This window comes from Blautia sp. 210820-DFI.6.14, assembly GCF_020558815.1.
Lineage (GTDB): Bacteria > Bacillota > Clostridia > Lachnospirales > Lachnospiraceae > Blautia_A > Blautia_A obeum.
The window spans coordinates 27,677-46,287 of the sequence record NZ_JAJCKS010000014.1; the positions used below are offsets into that span (position 1 = coordinate 27,677).

An 18,611-nucleotide genomic window follows, 5' to 3' on the forward strand; every position below is an offset into this window, starting at 1 on the left:
TGTTATATAGAACGTATTTTTTTCTGTTTGGTTGCACTTTTTTTCTATTTTTATAATTTTTTTTGTTACCATGCTTCCATTATCACTATAACATATTATCTAAACATTCTTCTCTCTTGGTCAACTATTAATATCGTAATCTACTTCTGCAAATAAAACTACATGCAAAAAATGAAAAAAGGAGCTGCCATTCCATGTGTATTCATGAAAGGCAGCCCCCTGCTTAAATCATTTTTGTTTAACTACTACTTTTACTTTTTTGCGGATCTTTCCAGATTTCACTGTGATATAGGCTGTTCCCTTTTTCTTTCCGGTGATCACACCCTTGGAATTTACCGTCACGATCTTCTTATTCGAAGAACTGTAGGTAACTTTCTCCTGGGAAGTGATCGGGCTGATGACCGGTTTCAGCGTAAGTTTTTTATTTCTTGCAACGGTCACTCTTGATTTCAGTCCGGTGATCTTTGTTGTTCTTACTGTTGTTTTTTGCACAGTAATGGAAATGACCTGTTTCTTGCCGCTGGCCAGTGTAATGGTCACTTTGGCTTTTCCGGCTTTCAAGCCTTTCATCGTTCCCTTTCTGTTTACAGAAACGATTTTCTTATTGCTGGAAGTCCAGCTTTTAACGGAATCACCCTTTGCAAGTCTAGAAACCTTTATTTTGGAAGTAGACTGTTTTACTTTCAGCTTAATGCGGGTAGCCGTTACCTTGATCGTAGGTGTCAGTTTTTTGCCGACGGTCCTCTTTTCCTTGCGGCCCTTGTTGCTGGTACGCATCTGTACAGCCGGTGAAAATACCGTGGCTGCAGAGATCGTTTTCCATGGTCCGAACACCTCCGGTACTTCTGTAGGTGTTGGTGTCGGAACGTTTTCTTTCCGCTGTATGGTAAGAAGATAGTCTGTTTTTCCGCTTCCGGCAGCTGTTACCGTGATCTTCACCTGTGCTTCGCTTGCATCTGTTTCCCAGTATACATTTACACGTTTCGTTTTTCCGTTTGCCACAACCGGCATGGATACTTTCTCAACACCTTTTACTTTCTGTACCGTTACCGTGGCATCCCCATCTGAAGGTTCCACATAAAGGCGGAGGAACTTTTCCTTATTTTCCTCTTTGTCTGCAAGATACGAAACGGTATAGCTGGTTTTGGTGCTGTCAAATACCGGTGATAATGTAAGATATTTTGAAGTATCTGTAAAAGTATTGCTGGTACTTACCACCAGGTTTGCCAGGGAGGAATTTCCAAGCCCGCTGGTAAGGTGGAAGATATAATCCCTGCTCTTTCCGTTCAGTGTTGTTTTAACCGTAACATCTGCCTGTCCGGATCTTACATCTGCCACATAAGTTCCATTGGAAGCTTTTCCGTTGACAGTCAGGGTACATCCGGCAGGTGCTTTAAATGTCAGGGTCACTTTTGTAGCATTTTCAGCAACCCTTAAGGTATGCTCTTTTTCCGAACGCTGGAATGCTTTTTCCCAGCTGACCCGGCCAGTATCTGCTTCTGCTGATACACTGTCAAGGTAAGCTCCATTTGTTTCCAGTGCCATCAGATAACAGGAGTCATTCTTATAATAAAGTGTCCCATCCCTGTCTACGCAGATCGGACTGATGCAGTACTCCTGCTGTGCGAGTACCGGACGGAAGAGTTCTTTCGGTTTTCCGGAAGTCTGGCCCGGCTCATCTGTCAGCATATAGATACCGCCAGGTTTTGCATTGTAGGTAAAATACAGATAAACACGTCCATCCGCTTTGCCATCTCCATTAAAGTCCTGGTTTTCATAAGCGGTCGAAAGAAGCGGTGCTGCCTGTGGATATCCCGGGATAGAAACTTTATATGCAAGAGAAAGACCGGAAGCAGATTCTGTCAGGACATCAAAATGGTGTCCCCCATCCGCATTGTACTGTCCGCCGTTTCCGCAGACACCTACATAGATTCTTCCTTTATAGACGACCGGTGTGGATGTTGCCGCACCGCCCAGGTTATAGCTTGCCACTGCACCGAAAGTACCATCTGCATTCATGGCAACCCGGTAGAGATAGCCGCCTTTGGTCGTAAAATAAACATATCCGTTGTTATAAACAATGGTGGATCGGATATCGCCGATCATGTCCGTGCGCTTGTCGATCAGCTGTCCGGTGTGCGTATTAACTGAATACAGGATAGAAGTATAGGCATCACCGGCCCCGTCATCAGAACCAAACACCAGATAATTTTCGGACGCATAAGCACCTGTCCAGTAAAAACCGCCCTTATGGTTATATTTCCAGGTACAGTATTTTATCTCATCACCTTTTGACGGGTCTTCATCTGTAACAGAAAGGCAGAAGTAAGAACCAGGGGTTGTATCCGAAGTCCAGGTTCCGGTATAAATATATCCATCCTTATAGGTGATCGGGGAAAGTGTCTGGCCTCCCAGGCTCTCACTGATCCAGAGGGATTTTAAAGAAGTGGCACTCAGTGCCTGGATCTGTCCGCCGCCGATCTGTGCAAAAAGCATTCCTTCCGCATAAGCAAGCGGGATCATGGCATACTGCATATTTCCGTGCATCTGTTCACTGGTCTGCACGATATCCCCGGTATTTTTATCTATTTTATAGATGAACTGTCCGGATGCCACGTAAAGATAGCCGCCCAGGATCAGTGGAGGGGTAAGTGCTGCATCCCATCCCTTTGCATCCAGATGCAGGGACCATTTCTGCACCGTTGTATCCTTGCTGGTCGGCGTGGAGGTATTGGTGATCCCGTTGTTTGTTTCACTGTTCCGGTAACTGCTCCAGTCATTATCCGTGATCTCTGGCTGCGTTGCCGTCTGCTGTTCCAGTTTTACCTGGATCTCTGTTTCCTCACCTACCGTAAACTTCTCTCTTCTGGAGATATATCCATGTCGTGACACATTCCAGGTATACTCATCCCCGTAATAAAGAGAATCATACACAGAAGCATCTTTGGAAGGTTCCACACGCTCCCCTTTAGAATCATATACACTGACCACTGCATCCGATGGATCTGTTACAAAAGTGATCGAGGACTTTGCTTTTTTATGTACGGTGATCGTATAGGTTCCTGTGGAAGTATAAGTGATATCCTGATAAGCCGGATCCTGATAAGTCCCGTCTTCTTTCATCTGGAAAGTGATCCTGGTCTCAGAACCGTCAAGAGGAATCTCAATGGCATTGCTGCCGGATACTACCTGTCCGTTTACGGTAAGGCCATACCACTTGTCATTAAAGGCTTTTGCAGAAACTTTTACAGATTCTGTATTCTCACCCACTGTCACATCATAATCCCTGGTGATACCGGCACTGTCAAATTCTGAGATCAGGTTTTTGGCCATGTCCGTGTCCGAGGGAAGGTAACAGCCGATCATGGAAAGATCCAGCCTCCGGAGCACTACGATCTTGTAAGTCTGGCTGTCTGTGGCTGTACCGGCTGTTACTGTGTAAACAGCCCTTTTTCCATTATCCTTTGTAAAAACATTTGAAAAATTATAACGTTTTCCATCGGTATATCCGGTTGCAATGATCTCACTCTCAACCGTCTTTCCATCAAGATCGCAGGCAGATAACCGGATCGTTGATCCCTCCGGCGCATCGGCCCCCAGATCTGCCGTTACATAAAATCCGGTAGAATTATAACTGGATCCGATCTCAACGGTATAGGTTTTCCCGCCATAAGTTTCATCCAAATCTTCCCTGCGGCTGATCTCCAGAGGATCCTTAACGCCATAGCCGGAATACACACTGAGATCCTTGAGATATTCTTTCGTACTGTTCTCCCCGGCAAATGGAGCATCCTCAAAGGTAAGTTCTGCAGAATCTTCATCGTCAGAGCCGTCCATGACCAGTTCCTCCTGATCCTCGCCGTTAAATTCCCCCTTTGAGAATTCCGCATCTTCTGGTTGCTCTGTTTCCGGTTCTTCTGTGATCTCCACGTCACTGTCTCCCGGCTCTTCTGTGATCTCGGTCCCTTCCTGGACATCCGGCTGTGCTTCCATCTCTGTTGCCCCGGAAGAAAAATCACTTTCCATGGATATGTCGGCTCCATAGACCGGAGCTGTCCCTGCCAGCATGCTCACCGACAGAAGGACTGCCAGCCATTTTCCTAGTCTTCCTTTCATCTGATGTTTACCTCCCTTTTGGATTTTTTACTGCTGAAGCAGTGGATTCCTGTTTTTTATTTTTCTGAAACTGCGTCTCGCTCCTGTCCATAAGAGCAGATACAAAACTCCTGCCAGTGCAAATAAGGATAGAATCCTGGTAAAGAGTTTCATATGCGTCCAGGTGTCTGTTACTTTACTTCCTACCAGTTCCGGGATACTTTTTCCTTCGTTTTTGGAGGAAGCGGATGCTGTCCCGGATGTGGTCTCCCTGTCTTTGCTTTCAGTCAGTTCTTCTGTGGATGACTCTTCTGTTTTCTCTTTTGTTTTGTCTTTTACGGCATCCGCTTTTTTGCTGCTTTTCTTTTCACCTGATGTACCGGAACCGGAGCCTTTTTTCTTCGTACCGGCATAAGCCGTCAGTTTCTTTTCCTTGTTTTCGTCTGTGCTATCCAATCCGTTCTTTCCGGATGCCGTACCTTTTCCGCCAACCGTTTTCAGATTTGTAAGGGATCCTTCCCCATTATTGCCTTTGCCCGGGACTCCGGCTTCACTTTTATTTCCACCATATCCGGGTCTCTGGGCGATCGAACCGGAATTTCCATTGCCCCCATTTCCCGCTGTCCCGTTATTCTTCTTTCTGACATCAGGGATCCGGATCACCATCGGACTGCTTACATTGCCCACAAGGTCTTTCACCACGATCACCACATCTTTTTCACCTTCTGACAGGCCTGTAATGGTCAGGGTATCGCTTCCTTTCAGTACTTCTCTTCCCTCTTTTGAGGTATCCGGGGTCTGTACTTTCGCACCGGCCTCTATAACACGGTAATAGCATTGTCCCCTTTCACTGGTCTTATATACTACTGAGGCCTGGTCCACGGATATCCTGCTGGCACTGATCTTTTTCAGTTCCGGCGGTGTCTGGTCCGTGATCCCAAGTGTCAGGTAATAATCCCTCCGGGTGCCGTCCTGTGCGGTTACCTGCACCCGGACCATAGCTTCCTTTTCCTGGTCTCCGAAATGGATCTTCCAGTAAACATGCCCCTTTCCATCGTTGCTTTCTTTGATGGTCTCATCTTTTTCCACGGTAGAATGCTTCACTCCGCTCAGCGCATAGATCTTGACCGTGGCATGTTCTTCTTCCGCTGTCAGCCAGATGTTCAGGCTCTGGCGTTCCCCGTCATAAACCGCCTTGTATCTGTCACGGTCCTTGTTTAATGCGGGATCTAGTTTTAAGATCCCTTTTCCCCAGGTATCGGAGCTGGATATATATAATTCTTTCAGATCCGCATTGCTGCTTTTAACTTCCGGAGTGATGGTCGGTTCCGGTGTAACAGAAGGCTCCGGCGTAACGGAAGGCTCTGGAGCTGCCGTCGGTTCCGGCGCAGCGGTTGGTTCCGGAGTGGCAGTTGGCTCTGGTGCAGCAGTCGGTTCCGGCACAGCGGTTGGTTCCGGTATCTGGGTCGGCTCCGGTTCTGCAGTCGGCTCCGGAACGGCGGTAGGTTCTGCCGGTACCGATGGTTCTGCCGGCGTTTCCACTTCCGCCCCCTCTGTGCTGTCTGCTGCATAAACTTCCCTGACAAAGATCGCATCTGTTTCTGGTGCAGCCCCTCCTGCCAGAAGTCCTGCAGAAAGGGTCCCGATAATAAATTTGTTAATGATCGGTCTCTTTAAATTGTTTTTTTTCATTACCAGTCCCCCCATACTTCGCCGTTATCCCCGACACCCAGATCTGCTCCGGAATACAGGGTAAAGCGAAGCCTTACTTCGTCACCGTCTGCCGGGAAATAGCCCGACATTCCAATGTTCATATATTCACCGTTTACAAAATACATCCAGCCGGAATTCATGGTAAAATCAAATTCTCCCAGCCAGTTGGCATCATGCCCGGACAGCTGGCAGTTTACTTCTGTCAGATGCGCCATCAGGTCATCCGGGATCGAAGCTCCGGAAGTGATGCCGCCGCGTCCGATAGCTTTCAGGTAAAAACCTCCTGTTGCACTTCCATCATTCCTCCAGTCAAACCCGCTGTTCTGCAGAAGCCTTAAGACCACGGAGGAAAGCTGTTCGCCCTGATAAAAGTCGATGGATGTTGCCGGCAGGATTGTCCCAAGTCCGACAGTCCCCGCCTCAATGCTGACCGTGATGGAGCCGGCAGGTTCTTCCTGGCTCTCATCCCCTTTATAGATGGTAAACGTTGGAAGCGTGGTACTCCATCCCTCATCATCCGTTGCCTTGATATCCACAGTGTTGCTGCCCTCATTCAGATCCAGGCGGTAAGCCAGGATACCCGGCGAAGGCTCCCCTTTTGAAGAAAGTCTTTCACCATTTCCATATACTTCCAGTGCCGTAGAGGATAAGCTGTTCCCGTACCAGTCTACCGCCTGTACATAAAATGTACGGTACGCGGCATTTACCGTTTCCCCGTCAGTCAGGTCTGTGGCGATCGTTGGATAATGGTCTTCCTCCGGTTCCTGTGTCGGTTCCGGCTCCGGAGATGGCGTCGGCGTTGCACTGAGCGGTACCTGCGCCCCATCCTGGTTCCGGTCATCGTCCTGGTCCGGTGTTTCTTTCCGGCTGTCATCATCCTGGTCACCATTTTTGTCATAATGGATGGTATTGTCTTTGGAGCTGTCATTATCCTCTCCTGTAGAGCCGTCTTCCGGATCGGCATCTCCTTTTTGGGTATCTTCCTTCTGGCTGTCCGGTTCCGGTGTCTGGGAAGCTTCCGGCTCTGATGTCGGCTCCGGGGTGACAGTCGCCTGTGCCTCTTCCTTTTTCTTTTCCGGTTCTTCCTCCGGTTCATCTTCCAGGATCTGTGCCTGTTCTTCAAAGGAAGATTCTTCACCCGTGGAAGCATCTTCCTGGCTTCCGGCATAAGCATATCCCTTTCCAAGATATCCCTTTAAAGAGCTTTCACTGTTCACCCCCTGTACCGGATTTTCACTTTTCTCCGGTTCATAGTTTTTCATTCCCAGAAATAATACTCCAGCAAAAAGCAGGAGACAGACAATAGCTGTCAGAAAGGAAAGCCGGTTATTCTTTTTTCTCTTTTTCATGGTCATTTCCTCCTTAATACAGCCTTTCTATATATTTCATGATCCAGTTTCCATACCAGCTTCTGGCTTTTTTCAGTTCTTTTTTCATCTTCTGCACGCACAGAGCGGTATCCTTTCGTTCTTCTTTTGATACAGCATGGGGACTGAACGCAGCCTTTTCCCCGATAACGCTTGTTTTTCGGTAACACTTCATAGCATCTTCCGAATAAAGCTCAGGGCCATGATAATAAAGAAGCCGCGCATATCCGGCCATGGCGCGAACCGCCTGGCGGTCATCTTCACTTTCAAACAGTTTTCTCCGTCTTCTGTTTGCGTGGATGCGGAGCACACAGACCGTAAAGATAAATATCAGGCAGAAGAGGTCAAATACCGCAAGCAGGAGGATCAGAAGCTTTTCGATTCCGAACAGTGCCAGTTTTAAGTTCCAGTGTGTCTGGATGTTCTCCTGTGCAGGCGGTTCGTCCTGTGCTTCCGGGATGGCGGCTGCTTTGGCTCCTTTTGCCTCCAGGCCTGCCGTGAGGTCTGCTTCCTCCATGACATTATAGTATTCCGGTGTCATTTCTACCGGAACCCATCCAAGGCCGTCCATATAGATCTCGGTCCAGGCATGTCCGTTTTTTCCCGGAATCTCTATCGTATCCCCCGGGTTTTTATCTTTGATATCTTCCGGTGTGACCAGATATCCTTCCACATAACGGGATGGGATCCCGTAATAGCGGAACATCAGTGCCGCCGCCGTGGCATAATGGACACTGTGGCCGATCCTGGTGTTTGTCAGGAAGTCCTCTGCAAAATCCCCCTGTCCGGTATACGGATCGGTTGCCGTGCTGTAAGTCAGGTTCTTTTCCAGATATGAACGGATCCTGCTGATCGCTGTATAGTAATCGGTATGCCCCTGTTCCCGGTTTCCACCGTCCCCCAGTTCTTTGCGGAACAGGGTTTCCAGTGCACCGGACAGCTTCGTATCCTGGCTGTACACAAATGCGTTGTAATAACTCTCATCATCACGGTAGGAATCCCCTTCATCCCTGGCAAGTGCCTGATAGACCCTTGCCCCCAGCACCGTAAAATCTTTTACCAGATTTCCATTTGCCTGATAGTGATAGTTTCTTGCTCCAAAGAGTCCTTTTGCTTTTAACATACTGTCAGCAAACGGTGTCTCTTTCCTGTATCCGACAGGCAGTTCTGTAATCTCATAAGGTGTATAGAGATAACGGCTGTCTGCCTTTTCATTTTTTATGTCCACTTCGGATACTTTGTCAGAAAGGGTATCATCATCTGCAAGTGCCCTTGCACGGCTTAGCTGGGTCTCCCCATAAAATCCATCCTGATGGAGCCAGTAAAAGAGCGTCCTCTGTTTATAGGCATCCTCCGTATCCAGGCTTTCCCAGGAAGAACCGTCATACACGCTTCCCACAAATCCTCTCAGGTAGAGAGAATCCGGATTTTCCATGGTAACGGAAAGTGCCGTATCGTCTGAGGCACTCCAAGCACCGCATTCTTTCAGCTTTCCATCCGGAAGGGTATTGATCTTTCCTTTTTTGTACCGCAGGCTGCTGATCCCGTCCAGGGCCTCTTTTTTAGCTTCTGTGACAAGTGTCGAGGAACCATAGTCTTCGGACGGCATAAACTGTTCCAGAAGGATCCCGGCTGCCAGCATTACCGCACATGCCAGGATGCTTCCTGTCAAAAATGCCCGGCTGCTCTCTGCCCGATGGCGTTTCCTTCCAGAACGGGAAAGGATAAGATTCAGTTCCAAAAGGATCCCCATGTAAAAAATAACTCCTGTGCCTGCATCCGGCTCCATACCAAGGATTCCCGAAAGGACAGGAAGTACCAGAGCCCAGGCAAGCACCAGTAGATAAAACTTCAATTTCAGGATAAGGAATCCGCAGACTGCCGCTGCCATTCCAAGATAAATAAGGAATACCATGCGGGCGGCATCCCCTCCCTGTATCCCGGCAGTCTCAAACCTTTTGAGGTAAATTCCTGCCCGGCTTCCCAGGATGTCTGCCATATCATTCCAGTATAATGCCATGCCGTCTAAGAGCTGTCCATGGAACAGGAAGATCCCTGCGATGGAAACCATTCCCAGTCCCAGCCGTCCATAAAGCCCATATTTTCCCATTCTTTCTGTTGCAGTACAGAACACTGCCATAAGAAGCACGCTTCCCAAAATCGGTGCCATGCGTTCCTGCTCGGTAAGAGCTCTTAAAAAGAGCAGGAGCCCTCCGCCTGCACTCAGCCAGATCAGTGCAGTTTCCAGCAGGATACCGGACAGTTGTTTTCCATATGCTGTTTCTGACTGTCTTTTGGATTCTGTGATCCGTATTTCCATAATACCTGTTCTCCTCCACTGTCTCTGCCGCCTGTGCCGCATCCTACGATCGTCACTTCTCCTTTTGCTGCCAGGAGTTCTGCTTCTTTGTCCTGCGGGTCGCCGGTTATATATACATAGTTAGCAAAATTCTGTGTCCCCGGATCTTTCAGATATTCCCGTACTGTGACCGGTGTTTTTGCATCACTTCCATAACGCAGGAAGCGGTACAGGATGTTTTCGCGGTCCTCTTCTGTACGGATCTTCTCCAGCCGAAACTTCCCAGTGCTGTGGTCATAGACTCCGGCCTGGCAGGAGATCTTCTTTTCCATAAAGCTCTGAAGGACTGCTGAAAAGACTTCTGCCACCGTTTCCGCACGCTGCGGATCCCGGTCTGCCTGAAATGCTTCTGCCAGAATCAGTACCGTATCATCCACCGGGAAGCTTTTTTCCCGGATCATAATGTCATCCAGCTTTCCGGACAACTTCCAGTGGATTTGCCGGATACTGTCACCGGAACGATATTCCCGGATGTCATAAGTTTCTCCCGGATCATCCCCCGGGCGGCTTCCGGAATAGCGGAAACTTTCCATGTCGAATCCTTCCCTTGTAAAAAGGGAAAGCTCACCTTTTTGTCTTTCCGGCATTACAACGGTATAAGCGCATGTATCAGCCTTCCTTTTTAAAGAAAAGACACGGAAAAAATCCTGGCATTTCCAGTCAGAAAAACAAAATCTGATACAGCCGCACCAATTGCTTCCAGCCTCAAACCCGATGACCTGCTTTTCCTTTCCTCCCAGGGAAAAAGAAATCGGGATCACCCCTTTTTCCCCGGTAAAAAGATTTTCCCATCTGAGCACTCCTGCCCCGCCAAATACCGGCCATGCAGACTGATTTTCCAAATACATTTTTCCATGGAAACACTCCATTCTCTCTGATGCCTTTGGGAGATGCAGTTTGATAACGGCTTTTTTTCCGGATAAAACCACACTCCCTGCAGAAAAGATCAAAATAAGAACGGTGAGCAAAAGAACCGCTGCAAAGAGCCATGTGCCTGTAATTACTGCTGCTCCTGCCATGCAGACCAGCCACAAGAGCCACAGGATCCTGTCCTTTATCATCCTTCCACCTTCGGTTCCGCCACGTCTGCCAGAATCTCAGAAAGGATCTCACGGGCAGATTTTTCCTGATACCGCGCCTTGGAATCCAGAATCATCCTGTGTGCCGCAACGTCCTTGAATACCTCCTGCACATCCTTTGGAATGACATAATCCCTTTCTTTCATGTAAGCAGCTGCTTTTGCCATCCTTACCAGTGCCAGGGTTCCACGCGGGCTTAATCCCAGCGTAATCAGCACATGTTTCCTTGTAGCTTCCGCAAGGTCTGCCACATAGTCGAGCACCTGGTCTGCTACATAGATCTCCTGTACCTCTTTCTGGAGTTCCAGCACCTCCTCCCGGGTGACTACGGTCTTTGCATTTTCCAGGGGATTTTCCTTCTGTCTGTCCCGTAACAGTTCCACCAGGCTCTGGTGATCCGGATATCCCATGCTGACACTGATCATAAAACGGTCAAGCTGTGATTCCGGAAGGAGCTGTGTACCGGAAGAGCCCACCGGGTTTTCTGTGGCAATGACTACAAACGGGGATGGCACACAATGGGTTTCCCCGTCTACCGTCACCTTTCCTTCTTCCATTACTTCCAGAAGGGCAGACTGGGTCTTACTGGAAGTACGGTTGATCTCATCTGCCAGTAAAAGGTTGCACATGACCGCTCCCTCATGATATGAGAACTGTCCGTTCTGTTTGTCATACATGGTAAATCCGGTCACATCGGAAGGGACAACATCCGGTGTAAACTGGATACGGTTGAATTCCATTCCCATAAGACGGCTCAGTGCCAGTGCGGTTGTGGTCTTACCAACACCAGGCACATCTTCCAGAAGTACATGCCCCTTTGCGAGCACTGCCATGAGGATCTTATCTGTGATATCTTTTTTTCCTTTAATGATCCGCTCCAGCTGATCCTGGAGTTCTTTTATCTTCTGCGGCATTTTCTTTCCTCCATCCTTATCTGTGGTCTGTCATATCAAAAAAGCTGTTTTCCTTATCCTGGTAGCGCTGGTAAGCCACCAGTGCACAGAATCCCTGGTCTGTTGCCATGGGGTTGCTTTCCCCGTCCAGGGTATGTTTAAAACTTCCATCCTTCTGATAAAAAGTCATCAGGGTATCATACAGGCCTTTTCCATCTTTCTGGAAACGTTCATCCTCATTGCAGTCTACGCCTACCGCACTGAGGGCGATCACGGTCTGGGAAATAGATTCTGAGCTCTTTGCACCAAATGCGGTATAACCGCCATCATCGTCCTGTATATCTGCCAGAAATTCCACACCCTTGTCAATGACTTCCTTTACATCTTCTTCATCCTGGTATGGTTCCAGGCTCTGCAGTGTCATGGCGGTCAGATCCACATCCCCGTCTTTGGCGTTATCATCCAGGGAAAATCCGCCATCTGCTTTTTCCCGTTCCAATATGTAATCCAGATATTTCTGTTCCAGTTCCCCGTCTTTATTGGCATCCGGGTCATCGGCATTTAAGGCGATCAGTGCATAAATGGCACCGTTTAATCCCTGGGAGACCACTGCATCAAAATCTTCCAGTGGCTTTTCGATATCATAGCCGCCAATATCTGTCGGATTCTTTCCTATGGATTTCAATGCCATGACTGCCCTGGAATACTCCGTATAACGGTTATCACTGAGCACGCCTTCCTGGTCTTTGACCCGTTTTTCAAGATTGGCACGATATTTTTCGAAATAGTTCTCATCCACCGTTTCTCCCGAACGGGCAAGTGCGATCACCGTCCATTCCCCACCCAGGGTATCTGATGCCGGTGATGTTACGGTTTTCTGTTCATAAGCAGCTGTTTTTTTCAGTGCATCTTCCAGTTTTGGAGTCCCGCCCCCACAGCCTGTCAAAAACCCTACTGTGGTAACTAACACCAGAAACTGGCATGTCCGTTTTTTTAATCTGTTCATAATTTCCCCCTCATTTTTTCGTTTATCTGTTTTACGCTGAGAAGCACGTCTTCTTTATTGGAACATTCTATCGTCCAGGTCCGTTCCTCCGTTCGGGGAAGGACTTCTAATACTTTTTCCCAGGGAAGCGTGCCCTTTCCTAAACCCAAATGGGAATCCCTGTCCCCTGCATTGTCATGGATATGGACATGTCCGACATATGGAGCAAGTTCCTTCGCCCATTCGAGGACAGAGATTTCTGAATAGCAGTGTGCGTGCCCAATATCCAGACACAGCTTAAAGTTTGGATGATTCACGAAGTTGTATACATCCAAAAGAAGCCGCCAGTCTTCATCCAGGACATTTTCCATGACGACCTGGGGACCTTCCCTGTCTTTCAAAAACTCCCGGAAAAACCGGCCCGTCTGCTCTGCCCAGCCTTCCCGGAAATATACCATCGGGATCATCCCGGAATGGTATACGATCTTTTCTGCCCCCAGGCGGATCCCTGCCTGGTAACACTGTTCAAACCGCTCCATGGTCACTTTCCTTATCTGGCTGTCAAAAGATGCCGGGTTTAAATCCAGGAAAGGCCCATGCAGGGTAAGCGGTGGATTCCCCATCTGCTCCAGCCTTTTTTGATATAGTTCTATTTTTCTTTCCAGCTGGTCCAGATTGTCGGAAATGGAAAACTCAATGCTCTCCACCCCGGTCCCATACTGGCAGCAGAGCTCTTTCATATCTTCATCGCAAAGCAAATGGCTGACATAGATCAAAGCATTTCCTCTTTCCCGGACTCAATAAGCCCATATTTTTTCTTAATGCGTTCCAGTTTTTCAAGAAGCGGCCTGCTCAAAAACCATAAAAAGATCACGGTTGACAGTGCATGCACCAAATCCACCGGAATCCCTGAAATGTAAAAGGCAACCAAGCTGGCCGGTGTGATGTATCCGTAAGACATTAAGATGCTTGCCGGATTCATGATCCCGCCATAGATGAGCACCACACTTAAAAATCCATAGATACAAAGATCCCTCTTCCTTGCTTTTAAGATTCCTTTCTGGTAAAGGATCCCTGCCAGGAACCCGATGATGCCAAAAGAGAACATCTGCCATGGTGTCCAGGGACCCTGTCCCATAAACATGTTGGATAACATCATGATAAGACAGCCAACGAGAAACCCCGCCTCTCCCCCAAAAGAAACACCGGTAAGGATCACAATAGCCGCCACCGGTTTGAAACTGGGGACCATAAAAAAGGCAGCCCTGCCTGCAACACCGATTGCAGCAAGGACAGAGATCACCATGATCTCACGTGCTTTTGGTTTGCGCCCTTCAAACATCATAAAAAACGGGAGCATCGCAGCCACGATCACGATCAGGCTGCATATCAGGTATTTCCTTCCATGAAAAAACCTGACCGACAGATACAAAAGCAGCGGAACCACTAACAGCATCAAGATAAGGGCAAACCAGGTCCTCCGGCTGACTTTTCCTTTCTTTTCCATCTGCCGGATGATCATCCCATCAGAAGGAAGGGTGTATTCTTCCAGATCTTCTGCCGGCCCATCTTCTGCCTTTTCATTTGGGATGTCTTCCCAGAATTCATCTATAAACTGGTCTAGTTGCTGTTCCGTAAGCATGCAATCACATCCTTTCCAGTCACAGCTTCCGGAAACAAATGTCTTGCCATCCGGTTTGCTGCAGTTGTATAGAAATTATTTCCGGCAAAAAACTCCCGGGTATTCTGGCTGGTAACGATGTTTCCCTCAAAAAACAGGCCTACCCTGTCCGCATACTCTGCAACAAATTCCACGTCATGGGAGATCATAAAGATCGTCAGGCCATGCTGTTTCAGCCGGGTTAAGATCTTTCCGATCTCTTCTTTATATTCTGCATCCATTCCCTTCGTAGGTTCATCCATCAGGAGAATCCTCGGACGAAGCAAAAGGACTTTGGCAAGTGCCAGCCTCTGCTGTTCCCCGCCACTCAGATCATAAGGATGTCTTTCCAGAAGCCCTTCCAGCCTGGTAAGGCTTACGATCCCTTCTATAGCCTTTTCTTTTTTCATATGAATCTGATATTCCGAAGACATTTTTTCTCTCCTGCCCCCGATCACAGAATACAAATCTTCCAGGACTGTTTTCTTTAAGAAAATGCTCTGTGGGTTCTGCGGCATGACTCCCAAAAGCCCACAATACAGATCCCGGTCTTTATACGAACGGATATCCCGCCCTTCCAGAAGTATCTTCCCACGGTATGGACATCGCACCCGGCTTAAAAGAGACAGCGTAGTGCTCTTTCCCGTACCGTTTCCACCTACCAGTGCATAGAACTCTCCCTTTTTTACCTCCAGGGAAAGATCCCGGACAACATCCGGAGTGTCCTTTTCATACCGGAACCAGACATCTTTCGCCTGAATGGACAATTCTTTCTTCGAACTATCTGTTTTTGTGTATCTGACTTTTTCAGTAATTTCGCTCTTTCGCTGACTATCCGAAGCAATTCCTTTTTCGTTACAGTAACGGGAGAGCCACTGTCTTCCCTCACTGACTGTCAGCGGACAGGTTGCCTGACTGTCTGTCTCACCATAGATCTGCATAGGAATCGGCATGGAAAGAAACATGCCATGTTTTTGTTCCTTTAATTTTACCCCGATTTCCCTGGGAGTTCCTTCCAGATAAACATTCCCCTTATCCATGACAAATACCCTATCCGCATAAGGGATGATATCCTGAAGCCGGTGTTCCGTAAGGAGCACCGTTGTTCCAATATCACGGTTAATCTTTTTTACGGTTTCCAGAAAATCAGAAGCAGCGATGGGGTCCAGCTGAGATGTAGGCTCATCCAGTATTAAAAGGGATGGATGCATTGCCATGATCGCAGCCAGGTTTAAGATCTGCTTCTGCCCTCCTGACAGCTCTGAGACATTTTTATAAAACCACTGATGGATACCAAAATAGCTGGCCATCTCCGCAACCCGCAGCCGGATAGTCGCATTGTCATATCCCAGGCTTTCCAGTCCAAAGGAAAGCTCATGCCAGACTTTATCCGTTACGATCTGATTATCCGGGTTCTGCATGACAAAACCGATCTCCTGGCTCTGTGTCCGGTGGTCAATCCCCGAAAGCGGCATCCCCCGGTAAAAGATTTCTCCCTCTGACTTTCCAACCGGGGCCAGCACGGTTTTTAACTGGCGCAGCAGTGTACTTTTGCCACACCCGCTCCTCCCGCAGATCACATTTAATGTTCCTTCTTCTATTTGTAGATTCGCATGTTCCAGAACCTTCCCGGAACATTCCGGATATGCAAAACTAAACTCCTTCACTTCTACAAGATTCATGATCGTTATCCTTCCTGTTCCAGTGTTTCGTAGATTTTTTTGTAAGTCATTTCCAGATCTGTTTCACAGCGTTTCCGGCTTCTGGCAAAACGGATAGTCTCCGTCACATCCAGGATCACTGGGAGGAAACAAAAACATGCGAAACAGATATATGTAAGCATTGCTTCAAATGCAGAAACAGATACCGGAGCCTGATGCCCCTGAATGGTAAAACCAGCAAGTAAAATACGGGGATCATAACTTGCATAAGAAGCCCCATTCATACAGCCAGTGGCAAATACAAGGAATAAAGCTGCCATCACTGCCAGAAGGCTTTTATCCTTCTTCGTAAATTTGTAAATGGAAAAAGCAGTCCTGCCTTTTAATCCATATCCCCTGCTCCGCATGGAATCCGAAGTTTCTATGGCATTCTCCAAAGCCCATGTGACCAGTATCGACAGCATGTTAAAGCCCGCACGGATACGGTTAAAAAGACTGCCCTCTGAAACATCCCTTCCCATAGATTTCTGACCGTTCCGGATCACTTTAAGCTGCCCCGTAAATCTGGGGACAAAGCGAAGTGCCATGGAAAGGATCAGAGAAAGGGCCGGTATCAGCCTTCCAAACAGGTAAATAAATTTGTCACTTGTCATAACTTTATTATAACAGGAAAACCACTGGATCACTACGAACATGACCGCTCCAAGGACTACTCCATAGACTAAGGCCTCCAAAGTGATCCAGTTTCCACTGCTTTCTACATAATATAGCATCGTGACCCCATAATGATTGAAAAGTGGATTCAGAAGAGCCACGATCAAAAGACTGGGAAGGGTAAAGAGAAAGCTTTGCCTAAGTGTCCTTTTTCCTCCAAGCAGAAAGACGGAATAAGACAAAGCACCCGCATAAGAAATGCAGATAAAGACGGGATGCTGATTAAACATAGTAAATAACAGTACTACAGCAAAATAAAAAAAATTCAAAAATGGATGGCATGTGGAAAAAGCATCAATGATGGATTGATCCGCAGGCTGTCTGTTTCTTTTCTCGGTCTTATTTGTTGATAACACGTTTAAATGTACTCCCTCTTTAATCCCTGCTCTTCACAGTACAAATCCACTTTGCTTCCCTTTTTGCAACGTATCGTGCAGTTTTTGTTCACGATCTTTGAGCCAATATGCTCAGGATCATGATGTATCTCCAGATATTCCAGCCGGTTGCATCCATGAAAGACTTCCTCTCCAAGATACATGATATTTTCCGGAATATATACCTCTTTCAATTTCTTACATCCGAAAAAGGCCCTCTGATCTAATTTTTTAATTTCTTTTGGTAAGACTATGGTTTCAAAGCCACAGAAGTAAAAGGCTTCCAGACCAATTTCTTCCAGTGTATCCGGCAGCGTGATCTCCTTTAATTCCTTACAGCGGTAAAAAGCTCTTCTTCCTATACTCTTTAAATGCTCCGGGAATACCACTTTACTTAACTGCGTGCAGGAATGGAAACAGCACTCCGGAATCCTGCGGCATTCTGAACTGGTTTCAAATGCTACCTTTTTAAGGGCTGTGCATCCTTTATAACTATAATCTCCTAAAATTTCCAAAGATGCCGGAAATGTTACTTCTCTGAGAGAATGATTTTCCGAAAAAGCACTCTCTTTGATTTCTTTAACGGTCTGTGGGAATACAACGGGCTTACGGAGCTGGCAGCTTGCAAAAGCTTCCTTTCCTATGATTCTGCAGCCGGATGGCAGGATTATCTCTTTTATTTTCCCGTTGCCCTTATAACAGCAATCATCAATATAAATATATTTTTCAGGAATTGCTGCTACCTGTTTGTTTCTTTGCATACTGGCAAGCTGTGCCGTAAATGTACGATGATCAAATCGTAGTATACTCCATGTTGCTTTATCATTTTGTGAGCGCATATGATCTCCTTTCCAACGTTCGGATCATACAAACTGTATATCTTTTACATGTTTGTATTCTTTGCCTGACGTGTTGGATATACTGGCTCAAAATGTTTTCATAAGGCGTTTTTCATTCGATACATTTCACACAGGGAAAAGCAGCTCCGGAATCGCACCGGATTTCCTTAAATCGGCTGCCATCAGCCGAACCACGCTCGATTTTTTTGTTATTCTAATTATAACGATACGCCTTATTTCTGTCAATGTTCGCCAATGTTTCTGGTCTTTATCTCATACCAGTTTAACTATTTTTCACAATTTCTTTACTTCTTATCTTTGTATGGGTTTCCAACATCACTTCCAAGATTGCAGGTATACTTCCATTCAATCTTATCCCCATCTTTGGGCTTATAACTGGAAGCCCCATAATTCGGGAACTCTCCATTTACACTGTACATCCAGCCAGAATTTTTTCCGCAGTCAAATTCATAAAGCTGATTGATGCCTTCCACATAATAGCTTTTATATAACGGGGTGTATTTGGAAGAGAGCTGGATGTTCTTTTCCCCACAGATTTTTTTTAAGATGTCAAATACGGTATCGCCCGTAGTAAACTTAACTTCCACTTCCGGAAGTATCCAGCCGTCTTCCGGGACAAATTCTTTTTTGGTTTCTTTTAGATCACCGATATTGTCAAGGATCGTCTGGCAGTCTATCGAAATGGTACAGGCAGCAGGTTTTCCGGAATCCCCTTTTCCGAATCCACAGCCCGTAAGGAGACAGCTCCACAAAAGCATAAAACAGCTGATTCCTATTACCCCGATCCGTTTCCAATATATTTTTTTCAGTTGCTTCATAATTATCCTCTATCGGATGAAAAGGTACCAAAA

General features: G+C 47.0%; 13 protein-coding genes and 1 riboswitch. All 13 genes read right to left on the minus strand.

All coding sequences use genetic code 11. The annotated features are described in order from the left end of the window. Positions 1-228: 228 nt before the first annotated feature. Positions 229-4,116 (minus strand): cadherin-like beta sandwich domain-containing protein, encoded by a 3,888-nt coding sequence (locus LI112_RS11075; protein WP_227190719.1) that lies wholly within the window; start codon positions 4,114-4,116, stop codon positions 229-231. Between the two features lie 27 nt (positions 4,117-4,143). Next, positions 4,144-5,787 (minus strand): hypothetical protein, encoded by a 1,644-nt coding sequence (locus LI112_RS11080; RefSeq protein ID WP_227190720.1) that lies wholly within the window; start codon positions 5,785-5,787, stop codon positions 4,144-4,146. After that, entirely contained in the window at positions 5,787-7,157 is a 1,371-nt protein-coding gene (locus LI112_RS11085; RefSeq protein ID WP_227190721.1) for a DUF4430 domain-containing protein, read from the minus strand. Before LI112_RS11085 ends, LI112_RS11080 begins: the two co-directional genes overlap by 1 nt. Before the next feature lie 13 nt (positions 7,158-7,170). Continuing rightward, a complete protein-coding gene (locus LI112_RS11090) occupies positions 7,171-9,495 on the minus strand; it encodes a transglutaminase domain-containing protein (protein ID WP_227190722.1) in 2,325 nt (774 codons plus the stop codon). Beyond that, positions 9,408-10,595 (minus strand): DUF58 domain-containing protein, encoded by a 1,188-nt coding sequence (locus tag LI112_RS11095; RefSeq protein WP_227190723.1) that lies wholly within the window; start codon positions 10,593-10,595, stop codon positions 9,408-9,410. Before LI112_RS11095 ends, LI112_RS11090 begins: the two co-directional genes overlap by 88 nt. Next, positions 10,592-11,527, minus strand: coding sequence for a MoxR family ATPase (locus LI112_RS11100; RefSeq protein WP_227190724.1), 936 nt, complete (start codon positions 11,525-11,527; stop codon positions 10,592-10,594). Before LI112_RS11100 ends, LI112_RS11095 begins: the two co-directional genes overlap by 4 nt. A 16-nt stretch (positions 11,528-11,543) precedes the next feature. After that, complete coding sequence (locus LI112_RS11105; RefSeq protein ID WP_227190725.1) at positions 11,544-12,512, minus strand: prenyltransferase/squalene oxidase repeat-containing protein; 969 nt, start codon at positions 12,510-12,512, stop codon at positions 11,544-11,546. Continuing rightward, the gene (locus tag LI112_RS11110; protein ID WP_227190726.1) at positions 12,509-13,267 is read right to left on the minus strand and encodes a sugar phosphate isomerase/epimerase; all 759 of its coding nucleotides are present in this window, start codon (positions 13,265-13,267) and stop codon (positions 12,509-12,511) included. Before LI112_RS11110 ends, LI112_RS11105 begins: the two co-directional genes overlap by 4 nt. Next, the gene (locus tag LI112_RS11115; RefSeq protein ID WP_227190727.1) at positions 13,264-14,133 is read right to left on the minus strand and encodes an ECF transporter S component; all 870 of its coding nucleotides are present in this window, start codon (positions 14,131-14,133) and stop codon (positions 13,264-13,266) included. Before LI112_RS11115 ends, LI112_RS11110 begins: the two co-directional genes overlap by 4 nt. Beyond that, positions 14,112-15,833, minus strand: coding sequence for an ABC transporter ATP-binding protein (locus tag LI112_RS11120; protein ID WP_227190728.1), 1,722 nt, complete (start codon positions 15,831-15,833; stop codon positions 14,112-14,114). The genes LI112_RS11115 and LI112_RS11120 overlap by 22 nt, the downstream gene beginning before the upstream one ends. 5 nt (positions 15,834-15,838) lie before the next feature. Next, positions 15,839-16,585, minus strand: a complete 747-nt coding sequence (locus tag LI112_RS11125) for an energy-coupling factor transporter transmembrane component T (RefSeq protein WP_330686686.1) — start codon at positions 16,583-16,585, stop codon at positions 15,839-15,841. Positions 16,586-16,884: 299 nt separating this feature from the next. Continuing rightward, positions 16,885-17,739: a leucine-rich repeat domain-containing protein gene (locus tag LI112_RS11130; protein ID WP_117739306.1), complete on the minus strand. Its 855-nt coding sequence runs from the start codon at positions 17,737-17,739 to the stop codon at positions 16,885-16,887. A gap of 54 nt (positions 17,740-17,793) precedes the next feature. After that, a riboswitch (cobalamin riboswitch) is annotated at positions 17,794-17,950 on the minus strand. A gap of 94 nt (positions 17,951-18,044) precedes the next feature. Next, entirely contained in the window at positions 18,045-18,578 is a 534-nt protein-coding gene (locus LI112_RS11135) for a DUF4430 domain-containing protein (RefSeq protein ID WP_227190730.1), read from the minus strand. Positions 18,579-18,611: the final 33 nt, after the last annotated feature.